This window comes from Campylobacter sp. CFSAN093227, from assembly GCF_012897855.1.
In the GTDB taxonomy this organism is placed as follows: domain Bacteria; phylum Campylobacterota; class Campylobacteria; order Campylobacterales; family Campylobacteraceae; genus Campylobacter_D; species Campylobacter_D jejuni.
In genome coordinates, this window is sequence record NZ_CP040610.1 from 478,030 (window position 1) to 499,124 (window position 21,095).

The following is a 21,095-nucleotide window of genomic DNA, read 5'->3' on the forward strand; positions in this document are numbered from 1 at the left end:
AAAAGCCGAGTAAATCCGCAAGTCTCGGCATTGTATAATCGTTTAAGTTTATGCTAAGCGGATTTAGTTAAAATTTATCTGTGTTAAAAAATATTAAGTTTTATAAGCTCTCTAATTAGCTCTAAGATTAAGATTAAAATTGTTAAAATTTTATCCCACATTTTAGAGCCTCCTTTCTCAACACCGAGACAAGTTAGCCACTTAAACTTTATAATTATACTTTCTTTTTCTTAAACCCTTAGTTTTCTGTCGTTTTTAAAGTGCAAGAAAACCTTTGAAAAATAGCACTATAAACAATAATAACGAGCCAAGTTTATGGATAACTCGCTAACCCTTCCGCTATTCAAAACCATCAACACGATAGCAAAGCTTAATTTCCAAGCGGTCAAAAGCTTAAGAAAGTTCTTTAATAAAAAGAACTTGTTAAACTTTTAATAAAGCTTTTCGTATTTCTTCTCAAATTTCCTCACTTTTTCCAATAAATCATAGGTATCGTTAATAAACTCATCTCCATAGGCTTGCAAAGAAGCTGCAATATCTTCATCATCTTCCAAGCTTACTTCTAAAATATTTTTAAATTCTTGCAAAGAGTTAAAAATATCCGCAAAGTTTTCTCTGCTCTCTAATTCATCTTTAACTAATTCTCTTGCGTAGTTAGAAATTCTTTTTTCTTCTCTATCAAAATAAAAATCTGTAAAACTCATTTTTTCTCCTTTTTGTTTTATTGATAAAAGTATATAATAAAGAAACTTAATTAAAATTTAATTTAGTATATTAATTAGAAACTTTTTTAAAAATATTTTTGTGGTATAATTTTTTAATAGAAAATAATTAAAAGGATTGAATTTGTTTATTAGAGCATTAAGAGTTCTTTTCATCTTATCTTTTATTGCGGATTTGACTATCATAGGACTGTTTGTTGGTATTCCTTGTTTTTGATTTTATGGGGAATTCAATATATTATTTACGGTGAAAAAAAATCCTTTTTTTGTATTTGCAAAACACAATCCTAAGCCTTACCAAGAAGAAGATATTATAGATATTGAAGTTGAAGATGAAAAACCAAAAAAATCCTTAAAAACATTTTTAGAAAATTGGAAGGATTAATGCGATGGATATAAGAAAAGAATTTTTTAGAGTTAGCATTGAAGAGATAGAACAAGCCCTTGATGAAATTCTTGGGAAAAACAATTATGATTTAAAAAAAGATATTAAAGCAGAAGAATATTATCAAACGCAGAGAATGCTTTAGTTACAAGTTAAAAAATTATAAATTTTAACAAAAACAAGAGCTAAAGCTACTCCATTTTATTTTTAGAATGATAAAAATATTTTTACAAAATTCTTTTTGCTCTTCCTTATTAATTAAACCTATACAAATGAAATAATTTTCATCTATGTTATTTAATGCTTCAAAGCATTTATTTGAATCAAATTTTTCATTTTCTCCTAAATGAGACAAATATTTTAACAATTCATGTTGATTTTCAATCAAAATTTCTTTTTTTATTTCGGACATTAAAGAAAGCAAGTCTAAAAAATACATAAAATTAATTATCGCCATAATGAATTAATTTCTTCATCGTTTTTTTGTAATGCTTTTAGTCTTAATGCTTCTTTTTTGTTTTCTTTTTTGAAAAAATCAGCTATTGCGTCTTGTGTTATTTCATTTGCAAGACTTTCAATAAAAGAATTTTTCCAAGGATCTTCCATATGTGTTTTGTCTCTAAGTTTCCATGCTCCTATGGAACCATATTTATTAAAAATAAAAATTAAAAGTTCATGTATATCTTTATTACTAGCAATACAATCTGTATCAAAGTCATCAAGCTCATTAAAGGATATAGAATTTGAACCATACTGCTTAAATTGTTCATATATTTTTTTTACTACAGGACCATGCTTCCATGCTTCTATCCTATCGTCAAAAAGTGGCTTATTAAATAAGGCAAGAGAATATCCTTGTGCATAATAAAGCATTTTTTGAATTTTTAAATTACTAATAGTATCTCCAGCTTCTCTATTTCTAGCCAAAAATAAAAAATATTTTGCAACATCTAGTGCTTTCATACGTTTTTACCTTGCTTTTTTTAAGATATATAATATAATATCATATAATATCTAAATAATATCTAATAATTAAACTAAAAAATTATTTAAGCTAATAATTAGTTAAAATATCACAATCAACCTTATATTTTTTTATATTCTCATCTTCTTTATTATTTTAAAGTCTCTAAACCTAATCATCCCACCACTTCTATAAAATTTTTAAAGGTTTCAATCGCCATTTTTGATACTACAGCGCCTAAGATCTCGCATTGTTCAAATTCGCTATTATCTACTTTTTTATCCTCGTATTTTTTATTTTCAGAAACTAAAAAAATATAATCTTCAAAAGGTTCTTTTTTAATTTTTTTACAAAATAAATCATCATTTTTTCTAAAAATAACAATATCTGCATTTGAAATAGTTTGAAGTGAATTTTTGCTTCTATCTACAATAATAAAATCACCATTAGATAAAATAGGTTCCATACTGTCGCCATTAATCTTTATAATATCGTAACTCTTCTTTATAGGTATGTCTAAAATTTCTTTTAGAAAATTTTCATCAACTGAAACTATTTTAACTTCTTCACTTTGAGATGATGTTCCAAGTCCTGCACTTGCATAAATATCTGGAAAATATCTGAAGTTAATTTGATTATCATTTCTAAAAACATCTTGCAATATCACTTCGTTAAAAGGAATATCTAATGCATTGCATAAAATTTTTATATATTGTGGTTTAGGTTTTGTTTTATTATCTTCTTTAGACATCAACCATTTTTTTATTGTTGCTTCTGAGCTTTCTATGCCATTTTTATATAAAATTTCCATCAAATCTTGATATGTAACTTTTTTATCTCTATTTTTTAAATAAAATTTAAATTTTTCAGTATCAAAATGAAAATCGAATATATCTCCATTTCTTCCCATATTCTCTCCTTTTTTAGTATAAAAATTATACACTTTTTTCAAGCAAATAATGTTCCATAATTAGAAACATAATTAAATATTTATTAAGTTTCTTTATTTTATACTTTCGTTATGAAAAAAATAGATTTTTTTGATTTTACAAAAATATTGAGTAATCACTATACGGTTATTAGTGTTAAAAAGATTAGAACAAATAAATCACGCCCAAGCTTTAAAAAACAAATAGAGTTTAAAAAACTCTATGGAATACCTCATGAATTTTGGGTGGATGTTCGTAGCAATCTTATAAACATACCTAAGCGTGGGAGAAAGCGAAAGGATAGAGAATGAAGGCGATTAAACTAAAGGTTAAAAAATGGCTTTTATAGCGGGATTTTCAATAGGTTTTTTAGTTTATTTTTTAATTTGGAAAATCTTTTAGGATGATTAATGCTTGATAGGGTATTTGAAATAATAGGATTATTTATTTTTACTTTGATGATGTTGCATTTTAGACTGTTTCTAGTGGCTGGTATTTCGGCTGGGATTTTAATATCTTGCATTTATCATTATCTAAAACGCATTTTTTATCACGGTAGTGAGGACAAATAATGTATTTAAATTTATCTTTTTTAAAAACCATTTCAAAAGGAGTTTTTTTTGTAACTAATTTATATCCTAAGTTAGGATATAGTCTTTTTGTCAAATCGTTTTCTAGCTTCATATCTTTAATACAAACTCTTTTTAGTTTTTGTTTTTTAGTTAAATATAAAAACAAAGGACGGATACTTAAACCAAATAAAACACCTATTAAAAAATATAACAAATTTTCTAAAGTGGCGGTTTTTAGCATTTCGGATAAGAAAGAATTAAACATAAAAAACCTTTTTAATTTAAATTATAACATAAAGGAGAGTTGGTGATACTAAATTTTATAGCAAGTTTTGATGTAGCTTTGGGGCGTAAAAGCCTAAGAGAGAGAAAAGGCTATTTGAAATTATCAAACACTATAGCTTATGGAGGACTTAGTGTTGATGCTCTGGCATTATATATACAACTAGCTAAACTTAGTGAAAAAACGATTATAAGCGAGATCTATCTAAGAGAGTTTATAAAAGTTAAAAATAATCAAAGAATGAGTTTAAATAGATTAAGAATTGCTAAAAAAGAATTAATTGAACTCAGACTTTTAGAAATTAAAAAGGTTAGAAATGGCTCTTTAAATTTTTATGAGTGGATTTTAAAAGATGAAAATTATCAAATTAAAAAACATTTTAACAAAGCTTTATCTTTGCTTAAAAGCAGTGATGAAAAGCTAAGCAAAACTCTTAAAAATAACACTTCATCAATCGACAGAAAATCAACTACTGAAAACGAAAAAAAAGAGAATTTACATTATATAGAAACACGCACGCACGCACACGATAATAAATTTATAAATAATATAAATATTAATAATAATAAATTTATAAAAAAAGAGAATTTAGAAAATTTAAAAAATAATCAAGAAAAGAAAGAATGCGTTTCTAATCAAAACGCCTCTTTTGTGACGAGCTTTATTGATTTTAGCAAAAAGGAGTTAGAGAAAATGGCAAAAAAAGAGTTTAAAGTCCCAAATGCAAATGAACTCATGAGACAAATAATAGCTTTTAATGAGAAAAATGGCACAAACTTTGGTGAAGAGTTGGCTAATGATTTTATAGGCTATTGGGATGCTAGGGAATGGAAAAGAAATGGAAAAAGAATGTCAAGTGTGGCAGGAAGTCTTTATACATGGCTTAAATACGCTAAAGAAAATGAAGCAAGAAAAAATCAGCGTTTTAACAGAAAAAAAGAAGCCAATCCTAGTGTGGTTGATAGCTTGATGGAGTATTACGGAATGAAAGATGAGAACAAAAACAAGCTCTTAGGATGCTTTTAAGGAGTAAAAAATGCAAGAAAAAATACAAATTTTAATGGACTTATTGGAAATTAATAAGGCTCAAGCAACTGATATTGTAGGTAGATATCTCAAAAGCGTTAAGGATATTCATGCTTTCTTAGATTTTTATTTCGAAACTTTAGAAAGAGAGAATATCGTAGGGACAACCTATGAGAAATTAAGAAGAGTTTGCAAAAGAGCTGAAATCGAGTTTAAAAAGCGTTTTGAAGACAAAGAATTTTTTTTAGAATGGTTAAAAAATAAATATAAAAATAGTCCATTTTTTAGATTGCTTGAAAGTGATTTTAAATACTCATATGTTTGTTATGATGGACAGGGCAACCTTTTTAAACGATTAGCAAAATCAATTAATATGTTGGTTTGTCTAAATAATTTTGGAGAATTAACCTACGAAGATGGAGAAATGCTAAAAAATAACGAATTTAAACACGCTTTAATAGATTTTATATTTAAAAATCAAGAGCGCATAGGAAAAGATATATATATAAATACTTCTTATAAGATAAAAGGATATACATCTTTAAGCCATGAAGAAGAATATAATAACTTTAAGAAGGTGCAGAAAAAATTTTTTAAGGAGAATCAAGAAGAATTTCAAAAGAAAGTAAAAGTCAAAATGGCTTTTAAAAATATAAGCTAAATTTAAGAAAGTCTGAAATGGAAAAGTATATTTTAAAAATTGATTTAAAAAGCAACCCAGTTCCTTATAAAAGAACCACGCAAAGATCTAAATTTGCATGTAAAGATTATCTTAAATATTTAGATTTTAAAAAACTCTTGCAAATGGAGTTTAGAAGACAAAATAATATTAGCTGTTTTCAAGCCTTTGATAAGCAAAAGAAATATGAGTTTTCTTTAAAAATAGGATTTAACAGCAAAAGGCATGGCGATGGGGACAATATCGTAAAATGCGTGTTAGATGCGTTATTTGAAAACGATAAGAATGTTTTAAAAGGCGATTATGAGATTATTAGTTTTAAAAAATCTTTTTTAGACTTAGAAATCAAAGAATTTAATTTTAAAGAAGGGGTGGCTTGATGGCTAGAATGATGACAAATGGCAAAAGTATGACAAAAGAAGAGCTTGTTTCAAAAATAGAGAGTTATTTTAATGAAAGAGTTGTCTTAAAAGAAACTAAGGAGAGTATTATTTTTGCACCTAAAACAAAAGTGGGATTAGCTGTGTATTTAGGAATTACAATACAAACTTTAGGCGAGTGGGAGAAGGATAAGGATTTTGGAGAAATTGTATCTCAAGCTAAGCAAAAATGTGAAATGGATATTTTAAACCATTCCTTAATCGGCACTTATACTCCTAGCGTTAGTATGTTCTTGCTAAAAAATCAACATGGATATGTGGATAAACAAGAAGTTGTCAGCGATAACGTTCAAAAAATTGAAATTATAAGAAGTGAAATCAAATGAAATTAAAGCTTGACTTTTCTTACACTCCTGCACAACTTAAAGTTTTTGATGATAAAAATCCACGCTTTATAACCGTAGCAAAAGGCAGAAGACTTGGTTTTACAAGGGGAAGCGCTAAGTTTGTCATAGAAAACTTGCTTTTAGGACAAAATGTATTATGGGTAGATACCATACAAGCAAACTTACAAAACTATTACGAGTTATATTTTACACCTGAGTTAAAAAACTTGCCAAAAGATTTTTACTCATGGAGTGTGCAAGATAAGAAACTAATCATTAATGGAGCAGTGCTTCATATGAGAAGTGCTGAAAGAAGTGAAAATATCGAAGGTTTTGGATATGACCTTGTTATTTTAAACGAAGCAGGAATTATTTTAAAAGGCAGCAAAGGAGAATATCTTTGGTATAACGCCATACGCCCTATGTTGCTTGATAATCCTAAATCAAGAGCGATTATCGGTGGAGTTCCTAAAGGAAAAAATCTATTTTATGAACTTTGCAGAAAAGAACTCAGCGATAAAAATTGGAAACATTTTCAATTCTCAAGTTATGATAATCCATTTTTAAAAGAAGAGCAAATTAAAGAATTAATTGAAGAAGTGGGTGGCGAAGATAGCGAAGTAGTCAAACAAGAAATTTATGGAGAGTTTATAGATAGCTCGAGTGCGGAGCTTTTTGCATTAACTGAAATTGAAAATGCGATGAGCAAAAACTCTTTTAGTATTGAAAAAATGCAAGGTGAGAATATTTGGGGAATTGATGTAGCAAGATATGGAGATGATAAAAGTGTTTTAGCAAAAAGAAAAGGTTTTGTAGTTGATGAAATAAAAAAATACTCACAACTTGGAACCATGGAGTTAGCAAATAAAATATTAGCTGAATATAACCAAAGCGAAGACAAACCAAAAGGTATTTTCATAGATACTTGCGGTCTTGGCGTTGGCGTGTATGATGTCTTGTTAAATTATGGCTTGCCCGTATTTGAGGCAAATTCTGCAAATTCTGCAACTAGCAATGAATACTTAAATAAAAGAGCGCAGATGTATTTCACCTTTGCGAAAAATTTAAAACACATGGAGATTATTAAAGATGAAGAATTAAAAAAAGATATGAGAATGATTGAATATGAGTATAGCGATAAAGGGTTGTTAAAGATAGTTTCAAAAGAACAATTAAAAAAGAACTATGGCAAAAGTCCTGATGTTAGCGATGCGGTGGCTCTAACTTTTTTTGAAAAACTATACAGCAGAAACAATACTAATGAAGATTGGAGCTATGATGGCTGGTGAATTTTTAATGATTTATGATGCAATTGATGTAAACAAAATAAAAAAGCTTTCAAATTTAAGCGATGAGGCTATAAAGTCAAGTCTTGCAAATGAATTTTTAGAGCTTGTATCAGGATTTAATAATATTTCTAAAAAGAAATTTAAAAGAGAATTTGCGGAGTTTTTATTTGAAAAAGGAGTGAATGAAAAAGATATTTTAAAAATAACAAATTTAAGCAAAACAACAATATGGAGAATTATGAATGAAAACAAAAAGAACTAATGATGAGAGAGTATCGTTTTTAACACAACTCATTAGCGAAAGTAAAAGTGGATATGAAAATTACAAACCACACTTTAAAGAGTTGCAAGATGCTTATTTGCTTGAAAATAAGGTAATGCAAAAATTGAGAAAAAGAAATAAATCAAGTATCTATATACCAAAAATAAACGCTAAGGTAAAATACCTAATCACTAGCCTAAACGAAGTTTATTTTAATAGCGAAAGAATGGCAGATATTGAAACATATATCAATAGCGATGATACTATTATAGAGCTTTGGCAAAATGCCATAGATTTTTATAGCGGTAAAATCAATATGTTTAAGATTTTTCAACCGCTTTTCTTAGATGTTTTACTTGTGGGAACAAGTATAGCTAAGGTTACTTGGCATAAAGGAATGCCACGCATTGAAAGAGTAGATATTGATAGTATATTCTTTGATCCAAATGCATTAAATAGCGAGGATGTAGGCTATATAGTCAATGAAATTTACCTAACTTATAATCAAATCCATGAAAGACAAAAGCTAGGTTTTTATAAAAAAATAGAAATTGAAAAGCTTTTTGATGAAGATGATGAATATAAAAAAGTGAAGCTTTATGATATTTATGAAAGAAAAAACGATGATGAGTGGGTGGTTTCTACCTTATTTGAAAATAATTTACTTAGAAATGAAGTTACTTTGCAAGATGGACAGCCTTTTATCTGGGGTTCAATGCTACCACAACTTAAAAAGATAGATAATGAAAACTATGTAAGTGCTTATGGCGAGCCTATAATGGCTTCAGCTATGCCTTTGCAAGATGAAATTAACATCACAAGAAATCTTTTAATCGATGCTGTAAGATCTCATATTATGCCAAAAATAATAGTACCAAAATCAATGGGAATAAGCAGAGAAGATATAGAAACCCTAGGAAAGCCTATATATACAGATGACCCCAAAGGAATTCAAATACTGCCTCCTCCAAATATAAATAGTTCTGGAATAAATTTGCAATTATTAGAAAGTGAGCTAACAGAGGTAACAGGAATTAGTCCACAAAATAATGGCGCGCAAACAGCAAATAATGAAACAGCAACAGAAATAAGCATAAAAGCACAAGAAGGTGGAAGAAGAAGTGCTGACTATATAAGACAGTATAACGAAACCTTTATAGAGCCTTTATTTGATAGATTTGCAATGCTTGTTTTTAAGTATGGAGAAGATAGTTTTTTTAATGGTTTTCAAAGAGAGGATATTCCTAGTTTTAGATTTAAAATTCAAACCGGCACAGGTGCCATGAATAAAGAAATTAGACGTGCAGGAATTCAAGCTAGCATGCAAGTATTTTCACAACTATATCAAATGTATATGAGCATAGGAGATGCAGATTCTGCTTATGGGATTATAAATGCTAGCAAAGAACTTACTAAAGAATTATTACCAATTTTAGGTGTAAAGAATGTAAATAGTTTATTTGCTTTTGAAAATAATGAAGATATTAATCCGCAAATGCGAGGAGAAACTAATGCTTAATATTGAAATTAAAAGCGATATATCTAAAACCAAAGGAGGAAAGAAATTAATAGATTTTATCAAAGCAAAATATAGTGAATGTTTTTATATAGCAAAAAATAACGATGAGAAAGAAGTGAGGTTAAAAGCTTTAGATACTATGGCTTTTTTAGACATAATAATCAATAAAATAAAGGATGAAGAAGATGGAAAATGATGCTTTAAAAGATTTAATAAATGTCATAACAGATGATGATAAAGGACAAGTTGCTAATAATGGCGATGAACCTACGCAAGTAGAAGATAATGAATCTATGCAGGTTGCTAATGAGAACGAGCCTGATTATAAGGCGATGTTTGAAGCTTATAAAAGTGAAAATGACAACAAATTAAATGCTTTAATGAGTGAGCTTGAAGCTTTAAAAAATCCAAAAAAAGAGCCAAGCGAACAAGAATTGCAAAGAGAGCAGTATTTAAAAGAATTAGGACTTGATGGACTTGATGAGAAATTAAAAAGGCTTGAAGAGCTTGATAAAAAGCAAAAAGACAAAGAAGAGCAAGATGCACTAATCGCTAAATACGCACAAGTAGAAAGCGAGTTAAGAAAAGCCTATCCTGATGCGGATTTAAAGGCTATGGCAGAACTTGCAACAAAATTAAATGGTTTAGGCGAAGGTAATATTGACAGCTGGAAAACCTTGCTTAATTTGGTCGGAAAATCAAATAATGCCAAAAAAGCTGAAGATTTATCAAGTGCAAATAATAATGTAAGAACTAGTGATTTTAACGATAAGTTAAAAAAAGGCGAAGTTAGCGAGATAGATCTAGGCAAAGAATTATTAAGTTTAGTATAAAGGAGAAATCATGGATTTTATAACAGCTTTAAAAGGTGGTACAGGACTAGGCTCTAGCTTTGCAGATACTTTGATGAAAACAAGCAATTTTACTCCAAATTTAGCAAGTAGCAGTGGTGGTTTTTTAAATGGATTAAAAAATTCTTTTAGTAATTTTGGAGATTGGTTATTTAAAAGTAGCGATACAAACAAAATAACTAATTTTGATAGATTGGGAAATGTTTTAGGCGGTGCTGGTGCTTTATATGGTGCTTATAATCAGCAAAAAATGGCAAAGAAAAATTTTGATTTACAAAAAGATGCCTATAACTTCAATAAGTATCTAGCCAATGAAGAGTTAAACAGAAGAAAGAATATGGAAAATAAACTTCAAAACGTTTGGAGTAATTAAATAGATTTGGATTTAAGGAAGCCAAAGGGAAATTATAGCTCCCCTTAAAAAAGGGGAAATCAAGTATTAATAAGCCTTGACTATAATTATACAAAGTAGTATAATTATAACTATAATTTTGGTTAGCAATTTAATCACCTCCCAACTGGGCGGTAAATTAACGCTAAAGGGCGGCAACCCTTTGGCGTTGCACCCTTTTAAAATTATACACAAACTTCCTTAAATCCTTTATTTTAAAAGAAAGAATAAAGGAAACAAAATGGCTTTTATAACCCACAAAGAGTAGTATTTAATCCTGATACAGGCGTTATACAAAACGCAGGAAAAGTCGGTGGTGTCTTATATGACATCATGAGCAAAAGTTTTGATGATAAAGTTAAAGCTAATGAGTTTCAGCAAGAGCAAGATTTAAGAAAGCAACAAATGGAATTTAATCAGGCTATGCAAAATAATCAGCTTTTGCAAAATGAGAGAAACTTTGATTATCAAAAAGAAAGAGCAAATATAGCAGATCAGCAATGGCTAATGAATTATAATCAAAGAGCTAGACAATATGCCATGCAAAATGCTTTAAGACAGCAAGCGATAAATGCTAATAAGGCTTACAAGGATTTAAATTACCAAAAAAGGATTATTAGAACTCCAAAAATTGCAAAATGAGATAAATACAAAACAAAAAGAGCAAGATTTATTAAATGGAGTTCTTAGTAATACTCAAGGTTTTGAGGGTCAAAGCAATACAAATTTACCAATTAATACAAGATATAAAGCAGATGCTCAGTTTTTAGATTTAGCAAGTAAACAAGGTAAAACATATGATACAACCCATGGTTTTTGGAATGGAGCTAAAGAGCGTGCTTTTGGTGGATGGGGAAGTCAAAGTACGGATTTAAATGATGCAAGTGATTTATTCTTAAAAAGAATGTTAAGCGATTTATTAAGAGGCGGAAAAAATGCTAAATGGAATTTGGAAAATATACAAGCCAATTTCCCTATTAATGGTTATATCATGGAAGCAAATAATCAAAGGGTAGCTCAAGCATTAGCAGGAGAATGGTTAGCAGAAGCTCCAAACTCTTATAAAATGGAATTAGCAGAAAGACTAGGAAACGCAAAAACAAATATGGAGAAACAAAGTGCTATAGAAGACTATCAAAAGAATATGGATTTTTATAACAATTATGCTCCAAAGGTAAAAGCTTTTTATTGGGATGAAAAATACTCAAAACCTAGTAAAAATGCAGTAATTATAAATAATTCAACAACTAATCAAAATATACAAAACGATTTAGCTAAAAATACACTAGCGGTGCAAAATCAAAATACTCCAAAATTACATAGTGTTAGCTTTAATGGAATTAATGCTCAAATATCAGAACCTGATGCTAATGGTAATGTAATATTGGTCAATCAGGCGGGTAAAAAAATGCAAGTTAGTGTAGAAGAATTAAAAAAACAAGGATTGATACAATGAATATAAGAGAATTTTTATTAGAAAAACCGCAAGAAAATAACATTATTTCTTTTTTGCAAGATGAAGTAAGTCAAAATGAAAGTCAAAATACAAATGAATATTTAGCAAGTTTAAAAAATGAAGCAATCAATGATTTTTATAAGAATAAAGACAAATATGCTAAAGAATATGAAAAACACAATATTAAAGACCAAATTTTAACAAATCCACTAGGATATATTGGCGAATACAAAAGAGATTTGTATGATTACAATAAAAATCCTTCTATGAATGCTGATGATTTGAGTGATTATATTTTAGATAAGCAGTCTAAATTTAATGCCTCTAAACCTATTTTTACAGATAATAATGAAGTAGCAAGAAAAAATAATCAATTTATGAGAGATTTAGGCGATGAGCTACAAAAATCAGGGCGCGGAAAATTATTACAAGATGATGATGGCTCTTATTGGGTGCAAGATAATAACGGAAATTATTCCAAAGTGCAAGGTAGCACAATGGGTAATTTATATCGCGGAATAAGAGATAATGGTGCTAGTGTAGCTCTAGGAACAGCAGGTGCAATTGGTGGTAGCATGCTAGGCGGTGGAGTTGGTATGGTTGCAGGTGGTGCATTAGGTGCATCTTTGGGAGCAGGATACGATTACTACGGAAATACAAAAGATACAAATCAAGATGCAAATTTAAAAGAAGCTCTTATGCTTATGGGTGAAAATGCGGGACTTTCTTTAATAGGTGATGCAGCTTTTGCAGGAGTTGTCAAAGGAGCAAGAGCTTTAAAAAATACCTATAATATGGCAAAAACAGGAGCACAAGCCGGTAAAGATATGATAGATGGCATGGCAGTAAAAGGTGGTAATTTAGGTAATAGGGTTATAGATAAAATCACCCAAAAAGATATTCCTATGATAGGAAAATTTACAGATGGTGGCTTGCAAAATGCAGAAACAATTTTTAATAATCTTACAAAAAATGTAGAGAATAAAAAACAAATAGATGAACTTATAGCAAAAGAAAATCCAACATACTTAGAAAATGGAAAGCCTACAATAGAAATATTAAAAAACATTGTCGAGCAAGGACTTAACAAGAATAATCCACAATTTATACAAGATAGCGCTAAAAGAACAAGTGCTATTTTAAAAAATATTTCAAATACTTTACAAGGAGTTCCAACTACTCAAAGAAGAGAAATATTATTAAAATCAGCTCAAGCTTATCCCGAAATAGGAAGTTTTTTAGATGATGTTTTGAAGGCTGATAAGGATGCTAGTATTTCTTTTTTAATATAATTAAAGAACAAGATGAAGTATTTAAAAATAAAACAGGTTTAAATGGTGAGTTTGATGTTAAGGCTTGGCAAAAAGATAATAGCTCTTATAAAAAAAGAATTAATAATGAATATGCTCAAGCTATAAAAAGTATAGATGAGCTTAACAACGGCTCAATAAGGTTAAGCAAAGAAGATTTAGCAAAGATTGAAGAGTTTAAAAACAACAATTTTTTAGAGCAAGATATAAAAACAAATATTAGTAGCTTTCTAGAAGATACTATTGATAAAGACTTAAGTGCTGAGCAAATATTTAACTTAAGAAGTGCTATAAATAAGCAATTAGCCACAGGAAATAAGACATATAATACTAAAGAAGCTTATAGGCTAGTAAAAGATACTTTAGATGAAACTATGATAAAAAATGCAAGTGATAAAGAACTAGCAAAGAAGATTTTAGAAGATGCTAATAAAAACTATGCGTTAAAAGAAAATTTTAATAATAGTTATCTAGGAAAAATCAAAGACCAAGAAACACCCGAAGCACTCGCGCAAAGAATAGCTAATGGTGCTAGAAATATCAATGAAGACAAAGATTTAAAAAGAGCTTTTGAAGGTATGAATGAAGCAGAGCGAAAAGCAAATGAAAAACATGCTTTTAATGCATTACTAGCAAAACATAGAATTGAAGATATAGGATATGATTTTAAGAACCTAGCAAAAGATATGGATAATGTAGAATTTGTAAGCAAAGATTTAAAATATGCAAAAGAAGTAGTAAATGTTTATGCAAAAATTTATCAAAACAATAAAGACTTAATAATGACGGCTTTAGCTAGTAGTGGCAAAAAAACAAATTCTTCAATAGCCACAACAATAAGCGGTGTTTTTGATAGAATACATGCTTTAGTTCCTTTTATGAAAAGTGCTAAAGAGCAAGCGTTAAGAAATCAAATATTAGATGCATTAAAACTTGCTAAAACCAATAAAGAAGTTATATCTAATCTTAAAAACATAAAAATAGCGGATAAAGAACAAAGTAGAATTTTTAAAGATGCTTTAGATAATTATATTAAAGTAGACAAAGAACAAAATAAGATATTAAAAGATGCACTAATAAAAGAAGGTGTCATTAAAGGCGACAACTTCTTCATGGATAAAGCTGATCCGAGCAAAGCAAAGAGTGATTTAAATGTAAAAATAAGCGTTTCTCCAAATGTTAGAAATTTAGCAAAGCTTACAAATGATGAGATTATAGCCGACTTAGAATATTTAGCCAATAAACATAAAGAGATGTTTAAAAAGCCTAGTGATGTGTTTAAACTTATAAAAGAAATTAAAGAAAATCCTACATTTTTTTATAAAAATAATAGAATGGATATAGCTTTAATAGCAAAAAGATTAAATGATAATAAATTAGGAAAACTTGGTGTAAATAAAGATACTGGAGAAGTTAGGCATATTACTAAATCTAGAAATGCTGACAAAGAAAATGAAAGAATTATAAAAAGAGATGGCAAAAACCCTTTGGTAGAGTCGCCATACTCTACACAGCCCGTATTGTCAAAAGACGCAGAGCCAACGGCGAATGGTGCTAATGCACTTTCAAAGGGTAATAATCCTAATTCTACCCAAGCTAAGCCTAAAAAAAACTTAATGGAAGATATAAAAGAAAATATTGAGGCTAAAGAAGTAGAGAAAAAGAATAAAAAAAGCGTAAAACAAAGTCTTGATGAAAAAATACAAAATGATAAAAAAGCTAGTGAAGAAAGAATTGAGAAAATAAAACAAGTTATAGCTAGAAAGCAAAAAATAGATAAGGTTACAGATAAAAAAATAGCAGGAAAAATAGGCACTTATGCGCTAAAAAATCTTATTAAATTAAAAGAAAGGAGCGAAGATAAATAAAAATTAAGGGTTTTATCCCTTAATTTTATTACAATTGCTTCAATCTTCAAACTATTTCTTAATATTAATAGGAAAAGATAAAGAAAATGTAAATTAATTTTTAGGTTTGTTTTTTATAGAATCAATTATTTTAGGTAAAAGTGTCAATGCTCCTAATATAAAAGCAAAATAAGCACCTTCATTATGCCCATTAAGAATAAGATATAATCCAACACATATGCTAGTAATAGTTATAAGTAGAAAAGATACCATTCCAAAACCATTCCAAAAATGATAAGATTTTATATCTTTTTTTCTAATTTCTATATTTTTATTCTCTAAATCTAGTATTTTATTATCGTTATCTTTTTTATACTCTAAAGATTTCTCTAGCATTGTCACAATTCTATCTGCTAAATCTTTAGGCAATTTTCCTATAGCATTAAGTTCATTCTCCATAAGAAAATTAAGCTGAGTATTGAAAGTTTGAGATGGATTTTCTTTATTTTGATTTTCTTGTTTAATAGTATTAGGTGTTTTTTGTTTTTGTGATTTTTTCAATTTGTTTCTCTCTAAATTCAATATTCTCTTTATATAATTTTGCTTGTTTTTCTCTTATAATAGCATTTAAATCCCATAAATTAAAGCATTCGTTTTTTATAGGCTTACCTACAAAACCATCTACAAAAGCTTGTGTTTTTGTCATTTTGGTTTTCCTTATTTTTGTTTTGTGATTTTTTCGAATTTGGCGTTATACTCTTCATTGCTATGTTTTCTTAATTCTTCTGATTTTTTATAAAAATCATTTATTAAAGTTTTTCTATCTTTTAAAGATGTAGCTTTAAGGATATCTGCATTAAACATATTTGTAAAGCCAAATAAAAAAGCATTTATGTTTGACATTTTTACTCCTTAAAATTCTTAGCATATTTAGCATATACTGATTTTAATTAGATTATACTTTTTTTATAATTAATTTATACTTATTTTATATGTTTTATATACTTAACTTATAGGTTTTTTATAGTCTTATTTTAAAAAAAATATATCTAATTTATTTCAAAACACACTATTTTTGAAATAGCTATTTTTGGAAAAATCCTTAAAACTAAACTAAGGAGAATTCAAAAATGGCTTTACCTTCAATGGGACATACCTCACCCGCAACAGAAAATGTTAAGTTAAAACAATCAATATACGAAACGATTATTAAAATCGGAGCTACTGAAACACCAATTTTAAATAAAATAGGTACTTCAAAGGTTACAAATCCTTTAACTCATAGTTGGATTACTGATACTTTTGAAGAACCAAAAAAGAATGCAAATTTAGAGTTAAGTAAATTTGTAGGCGAAACAAAAAACACAGCCCAAAAAACTACAAATGCTACTCAAATATTCATTACTGAAGCCATGGTATCAAAAGCTTTATTAAAAGCAAATCAATATGGTGGAAATGAAATGGAGTATCAAATAGGCAAAAAAACCAAAGAACATAAAATGGATATGGAATATGCTTTATTTGGTCTAGGCAGAGATAGTGATGTAAAAAAATCAGTTTTCAAAGATTATGTTCAAGCACAAGAAGCAACAAGTGGAGAAATGGCTGGACTTTTTCATTATATCGCTAAAGGAAAAGATAGCTTTTCTGATGGAAAGCGTGGAAATGTATTAGCTTTTGATGAAACAGGAGATTGGAGTGGAACTGCAACAGAACTAACAGAAGATAAACTTAATCAAATCTTACAAACCATTTGGAATAGCGGAGTTACACCTAAAGATGTCTTTTTAGGAGCTGACTTAAAAGGAGCTATCAATAAATTCGCTACAAGAATTTTAGGCAATGAAACAAAACTAGCAGGACAAGTAGTAAGCCTTGAAACAGATTTTGGAACGGTAAATTTCCATATGCATAGATTATTAAGCCCTAAATATGGTTTGGGTGATGTTTTAATTGCTGGGGATTTTGAGTATATGAAACATGGGCTTTATATTCCTACTATGATTGAAGATGTTCCAACTGATATTACTGCAAAAGCAAAAAGATTTTATACGCAAAGCACTTTAGAAGTAAGAAATGCTGATGCTTTTGCTATAGGCGTGGGATTAACTAGTGGAAATAATGCAAAGGCTAAAGCGGTTTTAAAAGCAGCAAAAGGTGCATAATGCTTTGTGCTACGGCTAAAAAACTCATTATCGCTAAAGTTAAAAATTCTTACAAAATGATAGAAGATGATGAAGTTTTGAAAGCCTATTTTATGGAAGCATTTTATTGTATTTTATCAAAATGTGTTCCTAGCGTTCTTTTAAAAAATGTAGAGCAAGGCGAAAAAGTTTTTAGGCAAGTTAGAAATAATCATTTTTTGATTATTCCTGATGAGCCTGATTTTGACAATGAAAAAGAACATTTAATGATAGATGAAACACTTAGTTTTGCTGTGATTAATTATGTTTGTTATTTGATTACAAGATGCGAAGAAAAAGACTTTCTGGCATTATGTGACAAGATAATTTATGAGTATATAGCTAATGATGGCAAGGAGCTTGATGATGAAAGAACATGGTTGTAATTGTAATTTCACAAAAAAAATTAATAGAGCTTTGAGTTATAAAGACTATGTGCAAAGTATAAATAGTGCTGATTTTATAGCTTATTTAGATGATAAAAAATGGCTTTTAGCCATGGATGATCTGCTTTTCTTTTGCGAAAAGAGAATTAAAGATAGTGATTATTATGAAGGTTAAAAATGGGAACAAGCTTAAATGAATTAAAAACAGGTAGAGAAAAACTTGAAATCATAAATCAAGTTTTAGCTAGAATAAACAGCATTTCAGAAGCAATAGACAATACAAGACTTGATGAAGTTGTAGGCTTAAAACAAGCTTGCGAATCTTTAAAAAATGAATGTTTAAAATTTAAAAATGATATTGTAGATAAAAATGATGATATTTTAAGCAAATATGATGATATTAATAAAAAATATTCAAATATAAGTGAAAAATACAACAATGTAAATGCAAAATTTGATTATATTAAAGAAGCGTATGAAGATTTTTCTTTAAATAAACAAGAAATACAAAACATTAAAGATTTTTTAGAAAATAATACAGAAGAGTTTGAGAATTTAAAAAAAGATATACAGAAATATGAAGAAATAAAATTTAATTTAGATAATTATATTAATGAAATTAAACAAAATAAAGATTTTGTAAAAGAATATTTTGATTTGAACACAAAAATTAAAGATGAAATTTTAAGTGAACTTAATCATGCTTTAGAAATTGTAGATAGCTTACATTTAAATGTTGATGAATTAAAAGAAATAAAACCTGAATTAATAAGTATTAAAAAAGAAGTAAAAGATTTAGCAAATGAAGCAAAATTAGTAGTAAGTAAAGCAAGCGAAATTATAAAAAATAAAATTAACACTATATTCTTTGAAAACCAAAGATTAAATCAAGAAATGATAGATAGTGTTAAAAAGCTAGAAGAAATTAAATTTGATATTGGAGTTAAATATAAAGAAATAGCTAGTGCATATGAACTACTTTTAGAAAGCAAGCAAAATATAGAAGATTTAAGAGAAGTTATAGCTTTATATAAAGAATTTGAAAATGATATAACATCTTATTCCCAAATTATAAAAGATTTTAAAAGTAAAATAGAAAATTTAGAACGAGATTTAAAATCACAGTCTGAAAGTATCTACTCTTCTTTAAATGATAAACAAAATGAAATATTAAAAAAATTAAATGAAGTAAAAAATGAAGCTTTAGTTAAATTTGATGAACTTACAGCAAAATGTGAAGGGTATAAAATACATTTTGAGCAAAGTTATGATAGGTTTAATCAAAGAGCTTTGATAGCTAATGAAGATTTAGGTAGGTTAGCTGAAGTTGCTAAAAAAGAACTAGGTAATGATAAGTTAATTTATGAAACAGAATTAAAAGTTTTAGCTGAAGAAACAATAAAACAAATGGAAGAAATGCTCAAAGGTTTAAGTGATGAAAGAAATGAAGTCGCAGAGGTTTTTGAAACTCAAAAGAAAGAATTTACTACTCTTGTAGATACTTCTAAAGTTATGATTGACAACTTAAATCATATTTTTAATGCGAATTATCAAGCAAAGAAAAATGAGTTTAGTATTATTTTTAATGAAAAATTACATAGTTTAAACGAGAATAAGCAAGATTTTTTAAATGAGCTTGTGAGCGCAAAAGAAAACGGACTCAATAAAATAAATGAAACAAAAGAGCAAAGCCTTAATGAAATAATCCAAACAAAAGAACAAGGACTTAATGAGCTTGAAACTAAAAAAGGTGAGTGCATAGATGAGATTGACAATCAAGCAAGAATCTATGATATAAGTGGTGTTAAGGCTAATGTTGAATATCTTCTTTCTTTGCTTAATGAGAAAGATGATGGTAAAGATGATGGAATTAAAGATGAAATTGCAAATATAGAGCAAGGTATAAAAGATAAAGAACAAGAGCTTGAAGAGATAAAAAAGCAAATTGAAGAAGCTTTAAATAATAATGATGAATTAAAGCAAAAAAATGAGGAATTAAAGGAAATTAAAAATCAAATCTATGAGGCTTTAAGTCAAGAACCACCTGCTGATACAAGCGAACTTGAAGAGAGAAAAGAAGAACTTGAAAATCAAATTGCTGAGCTTGAAAAAGAGATTGCTGGTGAATTAATTAACAAAAAAGAGGAAATTGAAAAAGAACTTGAAGAAGCTAATCAAAACTTAGAGGACAAAAACAATGAGTTAGAGCAAAATGAAAAAGATAAAAAGCTAATTACACAAAAAGTATTAGATATAACTATTAAAACTTTAGAAGCACTTATAGATATAAAAGTAAGTTTAAATGGCGATGAAGAGATAAATGGAAATAAAACTTTTGCTAATCCTATTTTAGTAAAAGTAGATCCAACTAATGATAACCATTTAACAAATAAAATCTATGTAGATACCGCTTTAAATACAAAAGCAAATTTAAATGGAGATAATATATTTAATGGCACAAATACTTTTAATCAGGCATTAACTTCTCGGGCCGATCCAACAAATGATAATCACTTAACTAGAAAATGGTATGTAGATTATGGTGGTGGAATTAAAAATCTTGGCACAACTGGCAGTATAAATCTAGATTTAAGACAAGCTCAACATTTTATTTTAACAGCAAATGCAGGAACAAGCATAGGAATAGCTAATTTTGGAGGAGTAGGAAAAAGCGGAACAATAACTATAAATAATTGTCAAAATGTAGTAGCTTTTAATGCCCCTTTTAAATTTAGAATAGCTCAAAGTGGATTTAGTGGCACTGAAACTTTTGCTTATTTTTGCATAGCTTCGAATAATGTAAGATTAGTAAGGACTTAAAATGAACTGCCTCCTTCTTTCTAATAATGGCATAGCACTAAATTTACCTCCATCTTTAGGAGGCTCGGTTGCAAATTATAATTATATGTTAAAGCTAGACATGATTTATAAACAAGCAGTGGTATTGCCATCAAATATTAATAATAAAGAAGTGGTTATGTTAGGCGAAGTTTGGACGACTGGAAATATGTCTAATAAAACTTCTGCAAATACTTTGCATATCACATGGAACAATTTTAACTCTAGTGTAGAATTGCATGCTTTAAGTAAATATTACACTGCTAATGCAAAAATCAAAGTAGAGAAAAAATTCAATTTTGGAAATATAAATAACTTACAAATAATGCTAAGTTCTTATCAAAGTGGTAGTGCAAATGCAAGTGCTGGTTGGAACTTAAATGATGGGAATAGATTAAACCCAAGAGCAAATTTAACATTATACTGGAATTAAGAAA

The 21,095-nt window shown here is 28.3% G+C and carries 26 protein-coding genes and 2 pseudogenes; 20 read left to right on the forward strand and 8 right to left on the reverse strand.

Features of this window, described 5'->3' with window-relative positions:
- Positions 1-431 precede the first annotated feature (431 nt).
- The gene (locus tag FBF06_RS02595; RefSeq protein WP_002783985.1) at positions 432-704 is read right to left on the reverse strand and encodes a hypothetical protein; all 273 of its coding nucleotides are present in this window, start codon (positions 702-704) and stop codon (positions 432-434) included.
- 265 nt (positions 705-969) lie between these two features.
- On the opposite strand from FBF06_RS02595, the gene FBF06_RS09675 reads away from it, so the two are divergent.
- Positions 970-1,107 (forward strand): hypothetical protein, encoded by a 138-nt coding sequence (locus FBF06_RS09675; RefSeq protein ID WP_234764020.1) that lies wholly within the window; start codon positions 970-972, stop codon positions 1,105-1,107.
- 4 nt (positions 1,108-1,111) lie between these two features.
- A complete protein-coding gene (locus FBF06_RS02605) occupies positions 1,112-1,252 on the forward strand; it encodes a hypothetical protein (protein ID WP_002900948.1) in 141 nt (46 codons plus the stop codon).
- A 24-nt stretch (positions 1,253-1,276) separates the two neighbouring features.
- Here FBF06_RS02605 and FBF06_RS02610 read toward each other — a convergent pair whose 3' ends face one another.
- The 3 genes from FBF06_RS02610 to FBF06_RS02620 all read right to left on the reverse strand — a co-directional run bounded on the left by FBF06_RS02610 (position 1,277) and on the right by FBF06_RS02620 (position 2,981).
- Complete coding sequence (locus FBF06_RS02610) at positions 1,277-1,564, reverse strand: hypothetical protein (protein ID WP_168977522.1); 288 nt, start codon at positions 1,562-1,564, stop codon at positions 1,277-1,279.
- Entirely contained in the window at positions 1,555-2,070 is a 516-nt protein-coding gene (locus FBF06_RS02615) for a type II toxin-antitoxin system antitoxin SocA domain-containing protein (protein ID WP_002900952.1), read from the reverse strand. The genes FBF06_RS02610 and FBF06_RS02615 overlap by 10 nt, the downstream gene beginning before the upstream one ends.
- Before the next feature lie 176 nt (positions 2,071-2,246).
- Positions 2,247-2,981, reverse strand: coding sequence for a S24 family peptidase (locus FBF06_RS02620; RefSeq protein ID WP_052783899.1), 735 nt, complete (start codon positions 2,979-2,981; stop codon positions 2,247-2,249).
- A 111-nt stretch (positions 2,982-3,092) separates the two neighbouring features.
- On the opposite strand from FBF06_RS02620, the gene FBF06_RS02625 reads away from it, so the two are divergent.
- Positions 3,093-3,311: a hypothetical protein gene (locus FBF06_RS02625; protein WP_002826741.1), complete on the forward strand. Its 219-nt coding sequence runs from the start codon at positions 3,093-3,095 to the stop codon at positions 3,309-3,311.
- A gap of 160 nt (positions 3,312-3,471) precedes the next feature.
- Here the strand turns inward: FBF06_RS02625 and FBF06_RS02630 are convergent, their stop codons facing one another.
- Entirely contained in the window at positions 3,472-3,837 is a 366-nt protein-coding gene (locus tag FBF06_RS02630) for a hypothetical protein (protein WP_002874369.1), read from the reverse strand.
- 42 nt (positions 3,838-3,879) lie between these two features.
- On the opposite strand from FBF06_RS02630, the gene FBF06_RS02635 reads away from it, so the two are divergent.
- The 12 genes and pseudogenes from FBF06_RS02635 (at position 3,880) to FBF06_RS02690 (ending at position 15,272) form a co-directional block, all read left to right on the forward strand.
- Positions 3,880-4,881 (forward strand): hypothetical protein, encoded by a 1,002-nt coding sequence (locus FBF06_RS02635; protein ID WP_052795875.1) that lies wholly within the window; start codon positions 3,880-3,882, stop codon positions 4,879-4,881.
- A 10-nt stretch (positions 4,882-4,891) separates the two neighbouring features.
- On the forward strand, positions 4,892-5,542 hold the full coding sequence (locus tag FBF06_RS02640; protein WP_052799105.1) for a hypothetical protein: 651 nt from the start codon (positions 4,892-4,894) through the stop codon (positions 5,540-5,542).
- A 17-nt stretch (positions 5,543-5,559) separates the two neighbouring features.
- Complete coding sequence (locus FBF06_RS02645; protein ID WP_002788333.1) at positions 5,560-5,940, forward strand: hypothetical protein; 381 nt, start codon at positions 5,560-5,562, stop codon at positions 5,938-5,940.
- Positions 5,940-6,326, forward strand: a complete 387-nt coding sequence (locus FBF06_RS02650; RefSeq protein ID WP_002861661.1) for a terminase small subunit — start codon at positions 5,940-5,942, stop codon at positions 6,324-6,326. Before FBF06_RS02645 ends, FBF06_RS02650 begins: the two co-directional genes overlap by 1 nt.
- Positions 6,323-7,615 (forward strand): terminase family protein, encoded by a 1,293-nt coding sequence (locus tag FBF06_RS02655; protein WP_052795874.1) that lies wholly within the window; start codon positions 6,323-6,325, stop codon positions 7,613-7,615. Before FBF06_RS02650 ends, FBF06_RS02655 begins: the two co-directional genes overlap by 4 nt.
- Positions 7,605-7,877 (forward strand): hypothetical protein, encoded by a 273-nt coding sequence (locus FBF06_RS02660; protein WP_002781524.1) that lies wholly within the window; start codon positions 7,605-7,607, stop codon positions 7,875-7,877. The genes FBF06_RS02655 and FBF06_RS02660 overlap by 11 nt, the downstream gene beginning before the upstream one ends.
- Complete coding sequence (locus tag FBF06_RS02665) at positions 7,858-9,396, forward strand: hypothetical protein (RefSeq protein ID WP_052795873.1); 1,539 nt, start codon at positions 7,858-7,860, stop codon at positions 9,394-9,396. Before FBF06_RS02660 ends, FBF06_RS02665 begins: the two co-directional genes overlap by 20 nt.
- Positions 9,389-9,592 carry a hypothetical protein gene (locus FBF06_RS02670; RefSeq protein ID WP_052795872.1) on the forward strand — a complete coding sequence of 68 codons (204 nt, stop codon included), beginning with the start codon at positions 9,389-9,391 and terminating at the stop codon, positions 9,590-9,592. The genes FBF06_RS02665 and FBF06_RS02670 overlap by 8 nt, the downstream gene beginning before the upstream one ends.
- Positions 9,582-10,229, forward strand: a complete 648-nt coding sequence (locus tag FBF06_RS02675; protein WP_002784021.1) for a hypothetical protein — start codon at positions 9,582-9,584, stop codon at positions 10,227-10,229. Before FBF06_RS02670 ends, FBF06_RS02675 begins: the two co-directional genes overlap by 11 nt.
- Positions 10,230-10,239: 10 nt before the next feature.
- Positions 10,240-10,620 (forward strand): hypothetical protein, encoded by a 381-nt coding sequence (locus tag FBF06_RS02680; RefSeq protein WP_032582824.1) that lies wholly within the window; start codon positions 10,240-10,242, stop codon positions 10,618-10,620.
- A gap of 309 nt (positions 10,621-10,929) precedes the next feature.
- Positions 10,930-12,094 (forward strand): annotated as a pseudogene (locus tag FBF06_RS02685) (hypothetical protein).
- Positions 12,091-15,272 (forward strand): annotated as a pseudogene (locus FBF06_RS02690) (hypothetical protein). Before FBF06_RS02685 ends, FBF06_RS02690 begins: the two co-directional pseudogenes overlap by 4 nt.
- Positions 15,273-15,365: 93 nt before the next feature.
- Here the strand turns inward: FBF06_RS02690 and FBF06_RS02695 are convergent.
- From FBF06_RS02695 to FBF06_RS02705, 3 genes are read right to left on the reverse strand one after another with little or no spacing between them, the layout of a single operon-like run.
- Entirely contained in the window at positions 15,366-15,812 is a 447-nt protein-coding gene (locus tag FBF06_RS02695; protein ID WP_002846375.1) for a hypothetical protein, read from the reverse strand.
- The gene (locus FBF06_RS02700) at positions 15,781-15,957 is read right to left on the reverse strand and encodes a hypothetical protein (RefSeq protein ID WP_002846376.1); all 177 of its coding nucleotides are present in this window, start codon (positions 15,955-15,957) and stop codon (positions 15,781-15,783) included. Before FBF06_RS02700 ends, FBF06_RS02695 begins: the two co-directional genes overlap by 32 nt.
- Before the next feature lie 11 nt (positions 15,958-15,968).
- Positions 15,969-16,154 carry a hypothetical protein gene (locus FBF06_RS02705; RefSeq protein WP_002901436.1) on the reverse strand — a complete coding sequence of 62 codons (186 nt, stop codon included), beginning with the start codon at positions 16,152-16,154 and terminating at the stop codon, positions 15,969-15,971.
- Positions 16,155-16,381: 227 nt separating this feature from the next.
- Here FBF06_RS02705 and FBF06_RS02710 point away from each other — a divergent pair, with 227 nt between their 5' ends.
- Genes FBF06_RS02710 through FBF06_RS02730 form a run of 5 tightly spaced genes read left to right on the forward strand, consistent with a single transcriptional unit; the run spans position 16,382 to position 21,091 of the window.
- Positions 16,382-17,416: a DUF5309 family protein gene (locus FBF06_RS02710; RefSeq protein ID WP_011049719.1), complete on the forward strand. Its 1,035-nt coding sequence runs from the start codon at positions 16,382-16,384 to the stop codon at positions 17,414-17,416.
- Complete coding sequence (locus FBF06_RS02715) at positions 17,416-17,820, forward strand: hypothetical protein (RefSeq protein WP_168977523.1); 405 nt, start codon at positions 17,416-17,418, stop codon at positions 17,818-17,820. Before FBF06_RS02710 ends, FBF06_RS02715 begins: the two co-directional genes overlap by 1 nt.
- On the forward strand, positions 17,801-17,995 hold the full coding sequence (locus tag FBF06_RS02720) for a hypothetical protein (protein WP_002874379.1): 195 nt from the start codon (positions 17,801-17,803) through the stop codon (positions 17,993-17,995). The genes FBF06_RS02715 and FBF06_RS02720 overlap by 20 nt, the downstream gene beginning before the upstream one ends.
- Before the next feature lie 2 nt (positions 17,996-17,997).
- Complete coding sequence (locus FBF06_RS02725) at positions 17,998-20,640, forward strand: hypothetical protein (RefSeq protein WP_168977524.1); 2,643 nt, start codon at positions 17,998-18,000, stop codon at positions 20,638-20,640.
- A gap of 1 nt (position 20,641) precedes the next feature.
- On the forward strand, positions 20,642-21,091 hold the full coding sequence (locus FBF06_RS02730) for a hypothetical protein (protein WP_002875080.1): 450 nt from the start codon (positions 20,642-20,644) through the stop codon (positions 21,089-21,091).
- Positions 21,092-21,095: the final 4 nt, after the last annotated feature.